The organism is Streptomyces sp. WAC03905 (genome assembly GCF_057371075.1).
Genome location: NZ_JBXYDZ010000003.1, coordinates 6602090 through 6620238 on the forward strand (window position 1 = coordinate 6602090; position 18149 = coordinate 6620238).

The 18149-nt window shown below is 73.3% G+C and carries 13 protein-coding genes; 8 read left to right on the forward strand and 5 right to left on the reverse strand.

The genetic code is table 11. The features are described from left to right. Window positions 1-34 precede the first annotated feature (34 nt). Both AC2RP6_RS32410 and AC2RP6_RS32415 read right to left on the reverse strand, forming a co-directional pair. Entirely contained in the window at window positions 35-766 is a 732-nt protein-coding gene (locus tag AC2RP6_RS32410; protein ID WP_486449389.1) for an LppU/SCO3897 family protein, read from the reverse strand. A gap of 63 nt (window positions 767-829) precedes the next feature. Then, window positions 830-1267: an SRPBCC family protein gene (locus AC2RP6_RS32415; protein WP_486449390.1), complete on the reverse strand. Its 438-nt coding sequence runs from the start codon at window positions 1265-1267 to the stop codon at window positions 830-832. A gap of 155 nt (window positions 1268-1422) precedes the next feature. Between AC2RP6_RS32415 and AC2RP6_RS32420 the strand changes: the two genes are divergently transcribed. Next, window positions 1423-1608: a DUF5999 family protein gene (locus AC2RP6_RS32420; protein ID WP_486449391.1), complete on the forward strand. Its 186-nt coding sequence runs from the start codon at window positions 1423-1425 to the stop codon at window positions 1606-1608. A gap of 152 nt (window positions 1609-1760) precedes the next feature. On the opposite strand, the gene AC2RP6_RS32425 is transcribed toward AC2RP6_RS32420, so the two are convergent. Beyond that, window positions 1761-3857: an ATP-binding protein gene (locus tag AC2RP6_RS32425; protein ID WP_486449392.1), complete on the reverse strand. Its 2097-nt coding sequence runs from the start codon at window positions 3855-3857 to the stop codon at window positions 1761-1763. Window positions 3858-3921: 64 nt separating this feature from the next. Beyond that, complete coding sequence (locus tag AC2RP6_RS32430) at window positions 3922-4887, reverse strand: fibronectin type III domain-containing protein (RefSeq protein ID WP_486449393.1); 966 nt, start codon at window positions 4885-4887, stop codon at window positions 3922-3924. A gap of 324 nt (window positions 4888-5211) precedes the next feature. Here AC2RP6_RS32430 and AC2RP6_RS32435 point away from each other — a divergent pair, with 324 nt between their 5' ends. The 7 genes from AC2RP6_RS32435 (at window position 5212) to AC2RP6_RS32465 (ending at window position 16599) form a co-directional block, all read left to right on the forward strand. Then, the gene (locus AC2RP6_RS32435; protein ID WP_030660483.1) at window positions 5212-5406 is read left to right on the forward strand and encodes a hypothetical protein; all 195 of its coding nucleotides are present in this window, start codon (window positions 5212-5214) and stop codon (window positions 5404-5406) included. A gap of 129 nt (window positions 5407-5535) precedes the next feature. Next, window positions 5536-7101, forward strand: coding sequence for a hypothetical protein (locus tag AC2RP6_RS32440; RefSeq protein WP_486449394.1), 1566 nt, complete (start codon window positions 5536-5538; stop codon window positions 7099-7101). Window positions 7102-7312: 211 nt separating this feature from the next. Next, window positions 7313-7888 (forward strand): streptavidin, encoded by a 576-nt coding sequence (locus AC2RP6_RS32445; RefSeq protein ID WP_486449395.1) that lies wholly within the window; start codon window positions 7313-7315, stop codon window positions 7886-7888. A 227-nt stretch (window positions 7889-8115) separates the two neighbouring features. Then, on the forward strand, window positions 8116-9264 hold the full coding sequence (locus AC2RP6_RS32450) for an MFS transporter (RefSeq protein ID WP_486449396.1): 1149 nt from the start codon (window positions 8116-8118) through the stop codon (window positions 9262-9264). Between the two features lie 30 nt (window positions 9265-9294). After that, window positions 9295-10137 (forward strand): SDR family NAD(P)-dependent oxidoreductase, encoded by an 843-nt coding sequence (locus AC2RP6_RS32455; RefSeq protein ID WP_486449397.1) that lies wholly within the window; start codon window positions 9295-9297, stop codon window positions 10135-10137. A 25-nt stretch (window positions 10138-10162) separates the two neighbouring features. Further along, the gene (locus AC2RP6_RS32460) at window positions 10163-14893 is read left to right on the forward strand and encodes an amino acid adenylation domain-containing protein (RefSeq protein WP_486449398.1); all 4731 of its coding nucleotides are present in this window, start codon (window positions 10163-10165) and stop codon (window positions 14891-14893) included. Next, the gene (locus tag AC2RP6_RS32465) at window positions 14890-16599 is read left to right on the forward strand and encodes an AMP-binding protein (RefSeq protein ID WP_486449399.1); all 1710 of its coding nucleotides are present in this window, start codon (window positions 14890-14892) and stop codon (window positions 16597-16599) included. Before AC2RP6_RS32460 ends, AC2RP6_RS32465 begins: the two co-directional genes overlap by 4 nt. A gap of 65 nt (window positions 16600-16664) precedes the next feature. Here AC2RP6_RS32465 and AC2RP6_RS32470 read toward each other — a convergent pair whose 3' ends face one another. Continuing rightward, window positions 16665-18020 carry a cytochrome P450 gene (locus tag AC2RP6_RS32470; protein ID WP_486449400.1) on the reverse strand — a complete coding sequence of 452 codons (1356 nt, stop codon included), beginning with the start codon at window positions 18018-18020 and terminating at the stop codon, window positions 16665-16667. Window positions 18021-18149 lie beyond the last annotated feature (129 nt).

Genomic DNA, 18149 nt, shown 5'->3' on the forward strand with positions numbered 1-18149 from the left:
ACTCCGCAGGCCCCGCCCGGCCGGGCGGGCGGGGTCAGCGGAGGGGGGACAGGCAGCCGGTCGTCGTGCCCCCGGGCCCGTATGCGGGGTAGGCGTACAGCTCACCGTCCGCGCAGGTGGTGCCGGGGGCCAGGTGGCGGGTGACGCGGTACTCCGCGTTCGGCGAGTCGCAGGGCTCCACGAGCAGGGTCTGTCCGGAACCCTTGGCGACGTCCCGGACGCACTGGCCGACGCTCAGCCTCGTCGGTTCGCCGTCCCCGGCCAGCAGGCCCACCAGGACCAGGGTGGGGATCGCGAGGGCCACGAGGACGATCGGCACCAGGACGAGCAGGGCCGGGCCGCGGCGCCACAGCGGCCTGCCCGGGTCGAGGGGCGGGCGGAAGCCACCGGACGGCGGAGCGAGCCTGCGGAAGGCCGCCCGTGGGCCGAGGTTCATGAGCAGGGTCACGGGTGCGGCGAAGAGGGACAGCGGGCTCCACCAGCCCTGCCACAGGGTGTCCGAGGACATGGAGCGGTAGGTGGCGAGGCCGCAGTCGCGGCAGAAGGGGCCCCGGCGGCTCAGGAACCGCGCCAGCACGACCATGCCCTGGTGGCCCCGTACCGTGGCGGGCGCGGCCGGCCAGGCTCCGCACAGGCTGCACCCGTACCGGCCGGGCTGCGGGTGGGCGCCGTACGCGCCGTACGGCTGCTGCGGGCCCGTGAAGACGGGGCCCCCGGCCGGTCCGTACGGGCCGGTAGCCTGCTGCGGCGGTGGCGGAGTGGCCACGGATCTCTCCTCGTTCGTGCCGTGATCACCGGCGCGGTGATCACGGCACCCTAACCAGTGCGGTCAGCGGCGCAGCAGGCGGGCGATGGCGCGGGAGAAGAGGAGGCGGCCGGCCGCCGCCACGACGGGGTCCAGGGCGCGGGGAAGGCCGCGCAGGCGCAGTTCCTCGCGCCAGTGGATCTCCGAGCCGCCCGTGGGAAGGGGGCGGATCTCGATCTCCGCCCAGCCCAGCACGACCCGGCCGCGCTTCTCCAGCCGGGCCAAGGCCGGCGAGCCCTCGGCGGGCGGGCGCCAGACGACGACCTCCATCCGGTCGTCGAATGTGATCCTGCCCACACCCGTACGGGCCGTGAAGATCGTTCCCGTGTGCGTCGGGGGAGGTGTCTCGATGATCGTCCGCGTGAGGGGGACCTGTGCGCCGTGGCGCTCCCAGTCGGTGAGCCTCGACCATGCCTCGGCGGGCGGTGCGGACGTGCGGTGAACGATCCGGATAACGGGCATGAGCGCATGGTAATCGGGCATACACACCGTGAACTGGACGGCGAATATGGGTTCCGTCCGGGGGTGGCGATCAGTAATACTCGCCGCCACCGTGGATCGCGGATTCGACCGGGTGACCACCGGCCCTCCCGCCCCACATCGCGAGGAGGTGCGCCATGTGCTCCCACCAGCCCCCCTGCCCAGCCGCCGAAAGCGCCGACCACGACGCCGCCCGCATCGTGGTCTCCCGCCCCGAACAGGGCTGGAGCCTGCTCTGCAACGGCGTCGTGGTCTTCGACGACACCGGTGAACTGCTCCCCGACAGCCGCGCGGTGGAACCCCGCCGTCCGGCCCTGGTCTGAGCGAGGAGGCAGCATGCGCCAGCAGCTGATCCGCAAGCCCGTCCCCAAGCCCGCCCCCCGAGAGCTGGACCTGCGCACACCGTCGGGCAGACCCCTCCCGTACTGACGGGAGCCCCGACCTTACGCAGCGCGCCGTTCGCGGGCTGACACCGTCAGCCCGTGGACGCCGCCGCCCCGCCCCGGAACGCCGCCTCGAAGGCCGCGTCCCCGATCGCCGCCCGCGCCTGCTTCTCGCCCCGGTCCCGCAGGGCCGTCAGCGAGGGCGAGCCCATCTGCGGCCGGCCCACGGTCCGCCACCACGCGTGCCCGGTGCCCAGCAGGCGTGCCGCCAGCTCACCGTCGCCCAGTCCGGCCACCGCGGTGGCCAGCAGGTCCAGGCCCAGGGCGATGCCGAGGCGGTCGCCGAGCAGCCGCTTCCCGGACAGCATGGCCCGTACGTGGCGTGCCGCCTCCCCGTGGTCGCCCAGGCCCAGCGCGGCCACCGCCAGGACGTAGTCCGCGTAGGCCCGCATCCAGCGCTCGCCCAGCTCCGCGCAGGCCTCCCGCAGTGACCGGGCCTCCTCGGTCGCCTCCTCGAAGCGCTCCAGGGCGCACAGGGAGTAGCTGGTCGACAGTTTGCACAGGAGCCAGCCCGGGCCGGTGGGCCGTCCGCCGTGGGCCGCCCGCGCGCGCGGACCGGACAGCTCCAGGGCCCGTACCGGGTCGCCCGGCATGAGGACCGAGGCCGCGTGCAGGTAGGCGGCGCGCAACTCCCGTTCGGGGTCCGCGAGGTGGCCGGCGTCCCGCGCACACCGTTCGCCGACGCGCCGGGCCTCGTCCATGTCGCCCTGGAGCACCATCGTGAGCCCGAGGGCCCACAGGGCCTGGTTGTACGCGACCTCCGTGCGCGGGGCGAGCCGCAGGGCCCGCTCCAGGAAGGCCCGGCCCTCGTGCACGTGCCCGCACGCGAACCAGTAGAACCACAGGCTGCCGGCCATCTCCAGCGCCGCCGTCGGGTCGGCGGTGAGCAGGTGCTCCAGGGCGGTGCGCAGCTGGGCGTGCTCGGCGGTGATCCTGCGGTACCAGTCGACCTGGCCCGGGCCCATCCAGCCCCGGTCGGCGGCCTGTGCCAGCGCCGCGTACCAGTGCGCGTGCCGGTCGGTGACCAGCTGTGTCTCGCCGAGCTCGCCCAGCCAGTCCTGCCCGTACTCGCGGATGGTGTCCAGCAGCCGGTAGCGGGCGCCGACGCCCCGTTCCTCCGAGCGCAGGACCACGGACTTGGCGGCGAGGCCGCCCAGGACGCGTTCCACCCGGGCCGCGGGCAGCGGTCCGCCCGCGCACACGGCGCGCGCGGCGGCCATGTCGAAGTCGCCGGTGAACACGGAGAGCCGGGCCCACAGCAGCCGCTCCAGCGGTTCGCACAGTTCGTGGCTCCAGCCGATCGTGGTGCGCATCGTCCGGTGCCGCGGCGGCCTCGGCACGCGGACGTCCGACAGCATCTCGAAGCGCTCGCCGATCCGCTCGGCCATCTGCTCGACGGTCCACAAACGCAGCCGGGCGCCGGCGAGTTCCAGGGCGAGGGGGATGCCGTCCAGGCGCCGGCACACCTCGGCGGCGACCGCGGTCCGCTCCGGGTCGGCGAAGACGGCGGCGGCGCGGGGGGCCGCGGTGAGGGCGCGGGCCCGGAAGAGGGCCAGGGCGTCGCTGTCCGGTCCCTCGCACGGCAGCGGCCGGACCTCGACGACTTCCTCGATCGCGCAGCGCAGCGGCTCCCGGGAGGTGATCAGGATGGTCAACCCTGGTGCGGACTGGAGGAGTTCGCCCGCGAGGTGACGGCACTCGGAGACGAGGTGCTCGCAGGTGTCCAGGACGAGCAGGAGCTCGCGGTCGGCCATCCACGCGCACAGCTCCTCGTCGAGGGGGCGCGGGGAATGGTCGGCGAGGCCGACGGCGTGCGCGACGGTGGCGGTCAGCAGCGCGGGGTCGCGCAGGGGCGACAGCTCCACCCACCAGACGCCGTCGGGCCGGGCCTGGCCGGGATCGGCGACGGCGCGCAGGGCGAGCCGGGACTTGCCGACGCCGCCGACCCCGGTCAGGGTGATCAGCCGCCGCTGGCGCAAAAGCTCGCCGAGCAGGCGCAGTTCGCCATCCCTGCCGATGAAGCTCGCCTGCTCCGGCGGCAGGTTCCCCGTGGGGGTCCCGGTGCCCGCCGGGGGCACGCCGCCGACCGAATCTGGCTGACTGTCATTGACCGAGTACTCACCGAACACGGGAGTATTGTGCGTGATCTCCCCGGCCCACCGTGCCGTCGGGGCGGGATCGGTGCCACCCGGTTCACGCGACGAGGGTGATCCGCCGTTCCGCGGAGAAGGCGCCCCAGTTGCCGTCGGGGAGCCTGGCCCGCAGTTTCACGGCCCATGCGGTGCCGGGTGGTTCGGTCACGGTGAGGCGGTGTTCCACCCGGCCCGCGGGCACCGCGCCCGCGCCGAACTGGAGGACGGTCGTGGCCCGTCCGTTGACGTACAGCTCGTACTCGGAGGTCGCGCGGCCGGTGTCCGGGGCGGTCCAGGTGAGGGTGACGGCGCCGGGTGATGCGGTCGCGGTCAGGTCGGCGGGCGCGGTGGGCGGCCCGTCGCCGGAGGCGGGCGGGGTGCTGACGTCCACGGCCGGGCCGTCGGGGGAGGAGTTGTCCGCGCCGTCGCGGGCCCGGACCGTGAAGGTGTAGACGGTGTCGGGCCGCAGGCCGGTCAGCGCGGTCTCGTGTTCGCCGGGTCCGGCCGTGTGGATGCGTACGCCGCCCTGGTAGACGTCGTACGCCGTGACGCCGGTGTCGTCCGTGGAGGGGGCCCAGGTCAGCCGGGCGGACCGCGGGCCGGTCGCGCCGCCGGTGGTGGTGGCGGGGGCGGTGGGTGCCCGGCGGTCCTCGGTCCTGGTCGCCGGGGTGGTCACGGAAGCGGCGGGGCCGGGCGCGGAGAGGTTCCCGGCGGCGTCCTCGGCCCGCACGGTGAAGGAGTAGCCGGTCTGCGGGGCGAGGCCGGTGACGTCCACCATGGTCCTGTCGGCCGGGAGTTCGCGTACCTGCCGCCCGCCCTCGAAGACCTGGTAGCGCCTCACCCCGGCCCCGTCCGCCACCGCGTCCCACATGACGTGCACGGAGGTGGCGCTGCCGGCCTGCGCGGTGAGCCCGGTGGGGGCGGGCGGCGGCTCGGTGTCGGGCGCGGTGCACGCGGTGAGTCCGGGGAGGCCGGCGAGGCCGGTGAGGGTCAGGACGAGGGCGAGCGTGGGGGCGCTGCGTCGCACGGGGTGCCTTCCTCGGCTTCCGTAAAGGTCTAGACATGTATGGCACGGAAGGAGGGAGGACGACAAGACCTGTGCGTCACCGACCGGTGATGTGCTCCGATTCCTCGACTTCTGATCACGCCTGAGACCGCCGGCTCGGCCCGGCTCGCCGACGGCCCCTGCGCCCGGTGCTGCTGGGGCGCTGGTGCGGACGCACCATCCGCTGGTGCGAGGTCGTCAAGGACTGACGCCCGTCACGGACGGTCAACACCCGTACGGCGGACACGTCGTTCGCCCGGAAGCACCCGCCCCTGCGCCACCATGACGGTGACTCAGGAGGTCTCGATGGTGCTTTCCCTCTCCGTGGTCGTCCTGCTCCTCATCCTCGCCTGGATCTTCCTGCGCAGCGGCGGGCTGAAGTTCTCGCACGCCCTCGTCTGCGTCCTGCTCGGCTTCTGCCTCGCGAGCAGCAGCATGGCCGCGACCATCCACGACGGCCTCACGGCCACCGCGAACGTCGTCTCCAGCCTCAATCCCTGACGCACTGTTGCGCCTTCGTGAATCATCCGGCGCGTGCATGGACTCCTCGGGCGGCGCGACCTAGCGTCTGGCCGCGGCGCGACGTCAGACGCGATGTCAACAGGCTGATGCGACACGGAGGAAGTCCGGATGTTCCGAAGAGCGCTGAACTGCGCCGTCATACCCGTCGTGGCCGCCTTCACGGTGCTCCACGGCGGCTCCCCGGCCCAGGCCGAGGAGATACCCAAGGCCCCCGGCCACCGGCTGATCACCGCATACGAAGGCGCCCCCGCGGCCGCCGCCCCGCTGCCGGGCGAGGCCCCGCCGCAGCACCCGTACCTCGCGCCCAACGGCCGCAGCGGCATGCACTCCGACGCGGCGGGCAGCGCCACCTCCCCCTGGGCGGGGCCGCTCGGCCGGGACCTCCGGGTGACCAGCGAGAAGATCGCGGCCCTCGGCGGGGAGTGCGCCACCGCCACCTTCGACTCGGGCGGCCGGCTGGTCACGGTCTGCGGCACCTTCTCCGGCTTCAAGGTCAAGCTCCTGGAGCCGCGCACGCTCGCCACGCTCGCGGAGTACCAGCTCCCGCAGCGCTCCTCGACCGTCGAGGCGATCACCTCCCTCGACTTCGCGAAGATCTTCAAGGACACGTCGGGCGGGGCCTACTTCTACCTGGACCACCAGGACCGGGCGGTGCTCGCCGACTCCCGCCAGCACGTCCTGCGCCTGGCCCACGCCCAGGGCCCGGACGGCAGCTGGAAGTTCACCGTCGAGGACGACTGGGACCTCACCGGCCACGTCCCGCACGACTGCGTGACCTGGACCAACCTGCGGCCGAGCGGCACCTGCGACCCCGTCACCTCCGTCATGCCCGACTGGGAGGGCCGGATCTGGTGGGTGACGCGCCAGGGCCGGGTGGGCACCCTGGACCCGGCGACCTCGGAGATCCGTTCGCTGCGGCTGGAGGGCGAGGAGATCCAGAATTCCTTCTCGGTCGCCGCGGACGGTGTCTCCATCGTCTCCGACCACGCCCTCTACGGCTTCCGGGCCGGCCCCGACGGTACCCCCCAGGTCCAGTGGCGCCAGACCTACGACCGTGGCACCGCCGCCAAGCCCGGTTCCGTCAACCAGGGTTCGGGCACCACCCCCGACCTCTTCGGTGACGGCTACGTGGCCATCACCGACAACGCCGACGACCGGATGAACGTGCTCGTCTACCGGCGGGGTGCGGACGTCCCCGCGGACCGCAGGCTCGTCTGCAAGGTGCCCGTCTTCGGATCCGGCGCCTCGACCACCGACAATTCGCTGATCACGTGGGGGAACAGCATCGTCGTCGAGAACAACTACGGCTACGAGAACCCCACCAGCCTCCTGCTCGGCGCATCCGTCGTGGGCGGGGCGGCCCGCATCGACGTCCGCGCCGACGGCAGCGGCTGCGACACGGTGTGGCAGAGCGCCGTCCGGGCGCCGTCCGTGGTCCCGAAACTCTCCACCGCCAACGGCCTGATCTACTTCTACGAGAAGGAGCCCAACGCCTGGGGGATCGACGGGTGGTACCTCACGGCCGTGGACTTCCGCACCGGTGAGCGGCGCTGGCGGCAGCTGACCGGTACCGGACCGCTCTACGACAACAACTGGGCGCCCATCACGCTCGGCCCCGACGGCACCGCCTACATCGGCGTCTTCAACGGCATCGTCGCGGTACGCGACCGCTGACCATCGGCGGACCGCCGGCTTCCGGAATTCCCCGGAGGCCGGCGGGCGAACACATCGCGCCGAGTCTCCGTACGAACTCCGACAATTCGCGGGACCGACCCCGGCTTACCGCCGGTCACGACACTACGCTTTTCCCGAAAGCGCCCGTGGGTTTCCATTGTCGCGGGCGACCGACGGGCCCTTCGGAGCCCTCACAGGGGGAAATCATCTCGTGACGCGTGTACGCCACACCTTGGTCGCACTGTGCGCCCTGTCCCTGACCTTCGTCACCGTGTCCGCGAGCGCTTCCGCGGACCCCCGGGAGACCGTGTCCGCGGACGCCGCGGACACCGGTTCCGCGACGGAGTCCCGCCCGGGCATCCTGGGCACCTGGTACAACCAGCTCGGCTCGGTCATGGTCGTGACGAAGGCCGCGAACGGCGGTTTCGTCGGGACCTACGAGTCCGCCGTCGGCAACGCCGAGAAGCGCTACGTCATGACGGGCCGGTACGACAGCGCCCCCGCCGACGGCACCGGAACCTCCGTCGGATGGACCGTCGCCTACCGCAACGCCCACCGCAATGCCCATTCCGTCGCCACCTGGAGCGGCCAGTACGTCGGCGGCAGCCAGGAGCGCATCGTCACCCAGTGGCTGCTGAGCTACGGCACGACGCCCGCCGACCAGTGGAAGTCGACATTCCTCGGCCACGACGAGTTCACCCGCGTCAGGCCCTCCGCCGCCGACATCGAGAAGGCGCGTCAGCTGGGCGTGACATCTGCGAATCCGCCGGCCACCGACGGGGAGTGATCCGGCCGCACCGGCCGGGCGTGTGGTCCGCCCGCAGTGAGGGGTCTCCCGCGGCGGGCGGGTCGCGCATGTTCGCGTCCGGTGAGGTGATCATGGCGCAAAACCTCTGTTGGCCTGCAAGTTCCCCTGTGGGAGTGTGGAACGGACTCCGGTTCGCGCGGCCTTCGAGACCCGTGCCATGATCACGTTCGGCACCGACCGGCCGGGGGCAGGGGGTTCATCTCGTGTTGCGCAAGATCTTTACGCTCGCGCTCGGAGCGTTCGCAGTGGGGACGAGCGGCTACGTCGTCACCGGTGTGCTGCCGCAGCTGAGCGAGGAGCTGTCCGTCCCGCTGTCCACCGCTGGGCTGCTGACCACGTCCTTCGCGGTGGCCTACGCCATCGGCTCCCCGCTGCTCGCCGTGGCCCTGGGCGGGTGGCGCCGCCGCCCGCTGATCATCGCCGCTCTGCTGGTGGCCGCGGCGGGCAACGCGCTCGCCGCGCTCGCGCCGGACTTCGCCGTCCTGACGGCCGCCCGGATCCTCACGGCCGTGGGCGCGGCGGTGTTCACACCGGCCGCCACCGCGGTCGCCGCCGAGCTGAGCGGCCCCGAGCGCCGGGCGCGCGCGGCGGCCTGGGTCTTCGGCGGCCTGGTGACCGCCACCATCGTCGGCGTCCCGGCCGGGACGCTGCTCGTCGGCCCGCTCGGGTACCGCGGCGTGTTCTGGCTCGTCGCGGGATTCTGTGCGCTCTCCGCGGTGGCCGTGGCGGTGGCCGTGCCCGACGTAGCGGCGCCCGCCCGGGTGACCCTGCGCCGGCGGATCGCGGTCGCCTCGGACAGCCGGGTCGGCACCGTCCTCGCGATCACCCTCGCGGCGAGCCTCGGGGTGTTCACCGTCTACACCTACGCGGCCCCGGTGCTGGCCGAGACCGTCGAGGCCCACGGCACCGGGCTGAGCCTGCTGCTGTTCGGCTACGGGATCGGCGGCGCCGTCGGCAACGCGGCCGGCGGTCTCGCCGCCGACCGGTACGGCTACCGGATACCGCTGCTGGTGGCCGTGTCCGGCAGCGTGATCGCCCTGTCCGCGCTGTCCGCGGTGCACAGCACGGCGATCGCCGCGGTCCTGCTGTTCGCGTGGGGGGTGTCGAGCTGGGGTTTCAACCCCCCGGTCCAACGCCGGCTGCTCGAACTCTCCCCGGACGCCGGCGGCCTGCTGCTGGCGCTCAACGCCTCCGCCCTCTACCTGGGCATCGGCCTGTCCGGGGTCGTCGGGGGCGCGGTGCTCGACCACGTCGGCATCACCGCCGTGGCGCTGACCGGGGCGCTGCTGTGCTGCGTCGCGGCGGTGATCCAGGTGCTCTCCGGCCGGCGCGCTGCGCCGCAGCCGGCCCGCTGAATCCTGTCCCTCCGGCAAAGGACGACGTCCGTGCGCGAATTGAACGATGTTGTGGGTGTCGTCACCGGGGCCTCGCGCGGCGTGGGCCCGTACATCGCCGCGGAATTGGCCGCTGCGGGTGTGCGATTGGCGCTCGTCGCCCGGTCCGAGGAAGGGCTCCGGGCCACCGCGGAAAAGATCGGGCGGACCGGTCCGAAGCCGCTGGTGGTGCCCGCCGACGTTTCCGACGAAGGGGCGCAGCGGCGCATCGTGGAGACGGTCCGCCGTGAACTGGGGCCGGCGGCCATCCTGGTCAACAACGCCGGCATCGAGCACATCACCCGCTTCCAGGAGGCCTCGGTCGAGAGCATCCGGCAGGTCCTGCTGGTGAACCTGTTCGGCGCCGAGGCGATGACCCGTCTGGTGCTGCCGGACATGCTCGCGGCCGGGCGCGGGCACGTCGTCAACATCGGGTCCGTGGGCGGTCGTACGGCCTATCCGTACGCCACCATCAACTCCTCGGCCAAGCACGGCCTCGTCGGCTTCACCTGGTCCCTGCGCGAAGAGCTGAGGGGGACCGGCGTCGGGGTCTCGGCGGTGTACCCGACGCTGATCTCCGACGTGGGCATCTCCGCCGGCTGGCAGGCGGGCCGCCGGCCGCCGCTGCTCGGCCGGGTCGGGCCGGACGAGGTCGCGCGCGCCGTCCTGAAGTGCATCAGGGAGGACAAGGTGGAGATCACCGTGGCTCCCGTGATGGAGAAGGTCGCGGACGTGGTCAGCGCCCTGTCCCCGCGGCTCACCGCCTGGATCGCCCGACAAGGTGGTATCTACAAGTACCTGCGCGGGGTCGCCGACGCGCAGACACGTTCGCAACAGCACTCTGAACCAGCCTGACCCGCTGGTCGATACGGGGGAAACGATGTCCGAACACTCCGCCGCGCCCCATCCCGACCGGGACGAGGGCCTGACCCGGCTCCGCGCCCTGCTGGCCGGGGTCAACGGTGAATACGACCGCCGGGTCGATCCGCACGAGCCCTTGATCCTCGACTCGCTGGACGCCGTACGCTTCAAGTCCGCGATCGACACCGCCTGCGCGACCGACCTCCCGCTGGAGGTCTTCTTCGGCCACTGCACGCTGGAGACGCTCTCCTCGGCGCTGCTCAACCACGGTACGGACGGCGGCGCCGCCCCGCAGCTGGTCCCGACACCCGGCCGCGACCACGAGCCCTTCGAACTCACCGACGTCCAGCAGGCGTACTGGCTGGGCAGCCGGGGCTTCGACCTCGGCGGGCGCTCCGCCCACTTCTACGTCGAGGTGGACCTGTTCGCCGCCGACCACGCCCGCGTCGAGCAGTCCTTCAACACCCTGATCGGCCGCCACGGCATGCTGCGGGCGACGCTGCTGGCCGACGGCCGCCAGCAGGTGGCGCGGGAGGTGCCGTACTACCGCATCCGCCACGGCGACCTGAGCGGGCTCCCCGAGGCCGACGGACGATGTCGCCTCGACGAGACCCGCGAGGAGATGGCCGCCCAGGTCTTCGACCCGCACACCTGGCCCCTGTACGAGATACGCACCCACCAGCTGGACGCCGGCCGGCTCCGCCTCCACATCAGCGTCGACCTCCTCTTCGTCGACGCGGGCAGCATCCAGGTCCTGCTGGCCGAGTGGATCCGTCTGATCCTCGACGCCGACTCCCTCGGCCCGGCGCCCGCGGCCACCTTCCGCGACTACCTCGACGGCGTCGCCGCGTACCGTGCGCAGCCCGGCCACGAGCGGGCCCGCGCGTACTGGCTGGACCGCGCCGACACCCTGCCACCGGCTCCCGAACTGCCCGTACGGGCCGTCGCCCACGCCCAGGCCCCCGCCTTCGCCCGCCGGGAACGCCGGCTGCCCGGCCGGGTGTGGCGGCAGGTCCGGGACCGGGCGAACGCCCTGGGCGTGACGCCCTCCGTGCTGCTGTGCGCCGCCTACGCACAGGTACTGCGCACCTGGAGCCGCTCGTCCCGGTTCACCCTCAACCTGACCCTCGCCGACCGGCCGCGGTGGCACACCGACATCGACCGGCTGATCGGCGACTTCACCAGCACGATCCTGCTGGAGTGCGACCTCGCCGGCGCACCCGGCCCGGCCACCGCCGCGACCCGGATCCAGGCGCAGCTGCGGCGCGACCTCGCCCACGCCCGCTTCAGCGGCGTCGAGGTGCAGCGCGAACTCGCCCGCCGCGGGGACGGCACCCGGGCGCGGATGCCGGTCGTCTTCACCAGCCTGCTGCGCGAACAGGACAGCCTCGGCTCCCTGGAAGGCGTGGTCCTCGAGACCGGGTACGCCGTCTCCCAGACCCCGCAGGTCTACCTGGACAACCAGGTCGTGGCCCGCGGCGACGACCTGCTGATCAGCTGGGACGCCGTCGAGGAGGTCTTCCCCGAGGGCGTGCTCGACGACATGTTCACGGCCTACGTCGACCTGGTCGGGCGCCTCGCGGAAGAGGAGGAGCCGGCACCGGTGGGCCTGCCGGAGCGGCAGCTCGCCGTCCGCAGGTCCGTCAACGACACCGCGGGACCGCAGCCCGGTGAGCTCCTGCACGCCGCGATCGGCCGGCAGGCCGCCGCGCACCCCGACGCGCCGGCCGTGATCGGCGCCGACGCCACCCTCACCTACGGCGAACTCGACCGCCGCGCCGACGGGATCGCCCACCGGCTGCGCGCACTGGGCGCGGCGCCGAACACCCTGGTCGCCGTCCTCATGCACAAGGGCTGGGAGCAGGTCCCCGCCGTACTGGGCGTGCTGCGCGCCGGCGCGGCCTACCTGCCCGTGGACGCGGGCCTGCCGCGCGAGCGCGTCGAGCAGCTGCTGGAGGCGGGCGGGGTGCGCGTGGCCGTCACCCAGCCCGGCGTGCACGTCCCGCGGGGCGTCACCGGCCTGACCGTGCGGCGGGAGGCCGAGCGGGACGCGCCCGACGGGCAGGGTGTGGCGGACGGGCCGCTCCCGGCCGCCGCCACCGGCCCGGACGACCTCGCCTACGTCATCTTCACCTCGGGCTCGACCGGCCGCCCCAAGGGCGTGATGATCAGCCACCGCGCCGCGGTGAACACCGTCGACGACATCAGCACCCGCTTCGCGGTGAGCCGCGAGGACCGCGTCCTCGGACTCTCCTCGCTGAGCTTCGACCTGTCCGTGTACGACGTCTTCGGCGTGCTCGGCGCGGGCGGGGCGCTGGTCCTGCCCGCTCCGGGCGAGTCCCGCGACCCCGGCCGCTGGGCGGAGCTCGCGGACGAGCACCGGGTGACGCTGTGGAACACCGTGCCGCCGCTGCTCGAACTGCTGGTGGAGCACTGCGAGCAGCAGGGCGCGGCCTTCCCGCGTTCGGTGCGGACGGTGCTGCTCAGCGGCGACTGGATCCCGCTGAGCCTGCCCGGGCGGGTCCGGGCCGCCTCCTCCGGCGCGCCCGAACTGATCAGTCTGGGCGGTGCGACCGAGGCCGCGATCTGGTCGATCTGGCACCCGATCGGGGGCATCGACCCCGAGTGGCGCAGCATCCCGTACGGCACGCCGCTGCGCAACCAGACCTTCCACGTCCTGGACGCCGACCTCACCGACAAGCCCGACCACGTCACCGGTGACCTCCACATCGGCGGCGTGGGCGTGGCCCGCGGGTACTGGGGCGATCCCGAGCGCACCGCGGCGCAGTTCATCGTCCACCCGGCCACCGGCGAACGGCTCTACCGCACCGGCGACCTCGGCCGCTACCGGCCCGACGGCACCCTCGAACTCCTCGGCCGGGACGACTTCCAGGTCAAGATCGGCGGTCACCGCATCGAGCTCGGCGAGATCGAGGCCGTGCTCGGGGGACACCCCGGCGTCCGTACCGCGGTCGTCGTGGCGCAGGACGGCAAGCGGCTGATCGCCTACGCCGTGCCGGAGACCGGGGCCGACCTCGCCGAGGGCGAGCTGCGCGACCACCTCGCCGCCAAGCTGCCCGCGTACATGGTCCCCGCCGCCGTCATGACCCTGGACCGGCTCCCGACCGGCGCCAACGGAAAGCTCGACCGGCGGGCGCTCCCGGTGCCGGAGGCCGCCGCACCGGGCGACGAGCCGCCCGCGACCCCCGTCGAGGAGGCGCTGGCCCGCGCCTGGGCGTCCGTGCTGCCCGTGGAGCGGATCGGCCGCCACGACCACTTCAACGCGCTCGGCGGGGACTCCCTCCTCGGCGTGCGGGCCGTCGCCAAGGCGGCCGAGGAGGGAGTCCACCTCACGCTCGCCGACTTCTTCGCCCGCCCGACCATCGCCGAACAGGCCGCCCGCGCCACCGACCGGCCGTTCGCCGTGGCCGACCAGTCGGAGGTCACCGGCCGCGCCGGCCTGTCGCCCAGCCAGCTCTGGTTCTTCGAGCAGGACTTCGCCGCCGCCGACCACTGGAACGGCATGTGGCCCGTCTTCGAACTGGACCGGCGGCTGGAACCGGCTGCGCTCCTGCGTGCCCTGGCCACCGTGCTCGACCACCACGACGGACTGCGCGCCCGCTTCCTCGCGGACGACCGCGGCCCGTATGCCGAACTGCCCGCCCGCGGCGCACCGGACGGCTCCCGGGTCACCGAGGTCGATCTCGGTCACGTCGCCGACGCCGACGTGGAGGCGGAGGTCGCCCGGCACGTCGCCCTGCGCAACAGCACCCTCGACCTCGCCGGGGGCATGACCGTCCAGCTCACCCAGTTCGACCTGGGCCCGCGGCGCAGGCCCCGGCTGCTGGTCAGCGCCCACTGGCTGGTCATGGACTACTACTCCTCCCGCGTGTTCCACGAGGACCTGCGCACGGCCTACTCCGCCGTCGAGCGGGGCGACGAACCGCAGCTGCCGCCCAAGACCGCCTCGCTGCCCCGGGCCGTCGAGCAGCTCCGCGCGTACGCCGCGAGCGAGCAGGTCGAGGCGGAACTGCCCTACTGGAGCCGGCTCGCCGACCTCTCGCCGCCGCCGCTGCCCGTCGACCACCGCCTCGGTCCCAACGCCCAGGGCTCCGCGGTCCGTCACTTCACCGAGGTGACCGGCGAGACCGCGGCGGCCGTGGTGAGCGGACTGCCGCGGCGGCTGGGCGTCGAGATCCGCGAGGTGCTGCTCACCGCGCTGGCCCGCACCATCACCGCATGGACCGGACAGCCGGAACTGCTCGTCGAGATCGAGGGGCACGGCCGGCAGACCGCCTTCGGCCCGCTGGACGTCTCGCGCACCGTCGCCCGCTTCTCCACGCTGTCCCCGCTGGTCCTGCGCCCCGGCGAACTCGCCGACGTACGCGACCAGATCCGGGAGACGCCCCACCAGGGCGTCGGATTCGGCCTCCTGCGCCACCTGCACCCCGACCCCGCCGTACGGGCCCGGATGGCGCAGGTCCCCGTCCCGGAGATCGGCTTCAACTACTGGGGCGACGTCAGCGAGTACTTCACCGGTGACGCCCGCCCCGTCGTGGAGTCCTTCGGCCACCACCGCAGCGACCTGGGACACCGCACCCGAGTCCTGGACCTGATGGCGATGGCCTCGGACGGCACCCTGCGCCTGGTGTGGACCTACAGCACCGACCTGCACACGGAAGCGACGGTCCGGACCCTGGCCGACCGCTTCGTCGACGAACTGCACGCGCTGGCGCGGAGCGCCGGATGAACGGGGAAGAGAAGACCATGGACCACCCGCGTCCCGAGGACATGTTCGGCGCGGTGACCGTGCCCGAGGTGCTGGAGCTCGCCGCCGCCACCCCGCGCGGCATCACGGTGGTGAACCGCCATCTCGACCAGACCCCGCTGCCCTACGCGCTGCTCGCCGCCGGAGCCCGCCGGGTGGCCGGCGGACTGGTCAGGGCGGGCGTGAACCGGGGTGACCGCGTCGCGATCGTCTCCTCGACCTCGCCCGGCTTCCTGCTCAGCCTGTTCGGCGCCTGGCGGGCGGGCGCCGTGCCCGTCATCCTGCCGCTGCCCCACCGGCTGTCGGACCTGCCGGAATTCGTTGCCGAGGTGAACCGCCGGCTCGACCACGTGGACGCGCGCTGCGTGGTGGTGGCCGATGCCTTCGGCGACTTCGTGAGCGGCCGGATCACGGGCGGGCGCCCCGTGCTCACGTGCGGCGACCTCACGGCGGAGCGCGAGGAGATCGGCGGTCCGGTCGAGACCGGGCCCGACGACCTCGCGTACCTGCAGTTCACCTCGGGCACCACCGGGCTGCCCCGCGCCGTCGCGCTCACCCACCGGCAGATGCTCACCAACGCCGCCGTGTGCTGCGAGCGGCTGCAGCTGGAGCGGGACCGCAGCGTCCATGTGAGCTGGCTGCCGCTCTACCACGACATGGGCCTGATCTCCGTCCTCTCCGGCATGGCCTACCGGATCAAACTCGTCCTGCAGCCGCCGGAGGACTTCCTGGCCCGTCCCGACTCCTGGGTGGACGCGCTGTCCCGGTTCAGGGCCACCAGCACGGTCGCCCCGAACTTCGCCTACGGCCTCGCCGCCCAGGGCATGCGGCTGCGCCCGCGCGAGCTGGACCTGTCGGGGCTGGAGGTGTGCGGGGACGGCGCCGAACCGATCCGCGCCGGCACGCTGGAGCAGTTCGTCGAGGCCGGCGCCGCCCACGGGCTCAGGCCCGGGGCCATGACCCCGATGTACGGGATGGCCGAGGCGACGCTCGCCGTCGCCATGGGGGAGGCGACCCGGCCGCTGGTCTGGGACCACGTCTCCCGCGACGGCCTGCAGGCGGGCGGCGTCGCCCGGCCCGTGCCCGCAGGCGCTCCGGACGCCCGCGCGCTGGCGGTCTGCGGTCCGCCGGTACCCGGAGTCCGCGTCGAGATCCGGGCCGCCGACGGCACGCCGCAGGACGAGCGGCAGGTCGGCGAGATCTGCGTGAACAGCCCGTCGCTGATGCAGGGTTACTGGCAGGACCCGGAGGCGACCGCCGCCGTCCTGCGCGACGGCTGGCTGCACACCGGCGACCTCGGCTACCGCACCGAGGACGGCGGCCTCGTCGTCTGCGGCCGGATCAAAGACATGATCATCGTCTCCGGCCGCAACCTGTACCCCGAGGACTACGAGCACGTGGCCGCCAAGGTGGAGGGCGTACGTCCCGTGTGCGCGGCCTTCGCCGTGCCGGACACCGAGCGCATGATCGTGGCCTTCGAGTCCGCGAAGGGCGTGGAGGACCACGAGGAGGTGGCCGCGCAGGTGATGACACGGCTGCGCGAACACCTCGGCCACGCCCCCGACAAGGTCGTGGCCCTGGAGAAGGGGACGATCCCGCGCACCTCCTCCGGGAAGGTCCAGCGGGGCCTGTGCCGTGAGCGGTACCTCACCGGCCGCCTGGAGGCCCTGGCGGAGGTCGCCCGCTGACACCGGCCGCGGCCGCCCCGGTGCGGGGCGGCCGCGGCGCCGGACACCCGGCCCGGCCGGGCGGTTCAGCCGCGGCGGCTCACCACGAGGCGCGCACCCCGGGAGGGGATCAGCGTCACGTGGTGGGCCTTCTGCTCCTCCGGAGCGGGCCGGTCGGGCCGGATCTCGTACAGCCGGAGCACCTCCCGCAGCGCCACGGTCGCCTCCAGCAGCGCGAATCCGGCACCGATGCAACGGCGGGCGCCACCGCCGAAAGGGATCCAGGTGTTGGCGGGCGGCTGGCCGTCGAGGAAGCGCTCCGGACGGAACTCGTCGGGCTGGTGGTGGTAGGCCGGGTCCGACTGCACCATGCCGATGGCGGGCATCACCGTCGCGCCCGCCGGCAGCCGGTAGCCGCCGACCGTGAGCGGCTGCGTGAGCTGCCGGGCCACCTCGTACACCACCGGCTTGAGCCGCAGCGCCTCCTTGGCGACCGCCGTGAGGTACGCGTCGTCGCCCTCGTCCGCGGCGCGCTGCGCCCGGCGCAGCTGTTCGGGCCGGCGGACCAGTTCGTGCAGGGCCCAGGCCAGGCCCGTGGCCGTGGTCTCGTGCCCGGCCAGGAGGAGGGTGATCAGCTGGTCGCGCAGCTCCGCGTCGCTGAACCCGCCGCCCTCCTCGTTCTGCGCCGCCTGCAGCAGGCGCGACAGCACATCGGTCCGGCTGTGCAGGTCCGCGGCCCGGCGCCGGTCGGCGATCTCCGCGTACAGCAGCCTGTCCAGCCCCCGCTGGAGCGCGATGTGGCGGCGCCACGGCCCGAAGCGCTGCAGCAGCGGATAGGGCAGCCCGAGCAGGGTGACCGGACCGATGTCCGCGATGCCGCGCACGAGCGGGCGCATCCGCTCCAGCCGTGCCTCGTCGGTCACTCCGAACACCACCTGCAGGATGACCTCCAGGGTCAGCGCCTGCATCCGCTCGTGGGCGCTGAACACCGTCCCCTCGGGCCAGCCCTCCACCTCCGCCCGCGTCAGATCGCCGACCATGTCCTGGTAACCGGCGAGGGCCGCGCCCGTGAAGGCGGGCATCAGCAGCCGGCGGGCCCTGCGGTGCTCGGCCTCGTCGGTCAGCAGCACGGAGTGCTCGCCCAGGGCCGGCCCCATGATCGCGTTGCCCTCGCCCGCGTGCAGGACCTCGACCGGACCGCCGAAGACCGTCTTGATGTCCTCCTGCTGGGTGAGGATGACCAGATGGCGGGTCGGCGTGGTGAGCCGGAGCGTGAAGACGTTCCCGTGGCGGCGCTTCAGCAACGGGAACAGGCGGTGCCGGTACTGGGCGAACAGCAGGGTCTGGACCACGGCGGGCAGGCGCGGACCCGGCGGACGTTCCACCCGGCCGGTGACGGGCGCCGATATGGAGGTCGGCAGATCATCGATACCGCTGGTCATTGCGGAAATCCCCCTCGGTGAACGAACTCGTGTGTTTCGTTCGAATGCAATTGCCGGTCCCGACTCACGCTAGCAGTCCCGAACACCCCTAGAAATGGCGGAAGAACGGTTCCGGTCGCTAGGGTCCTG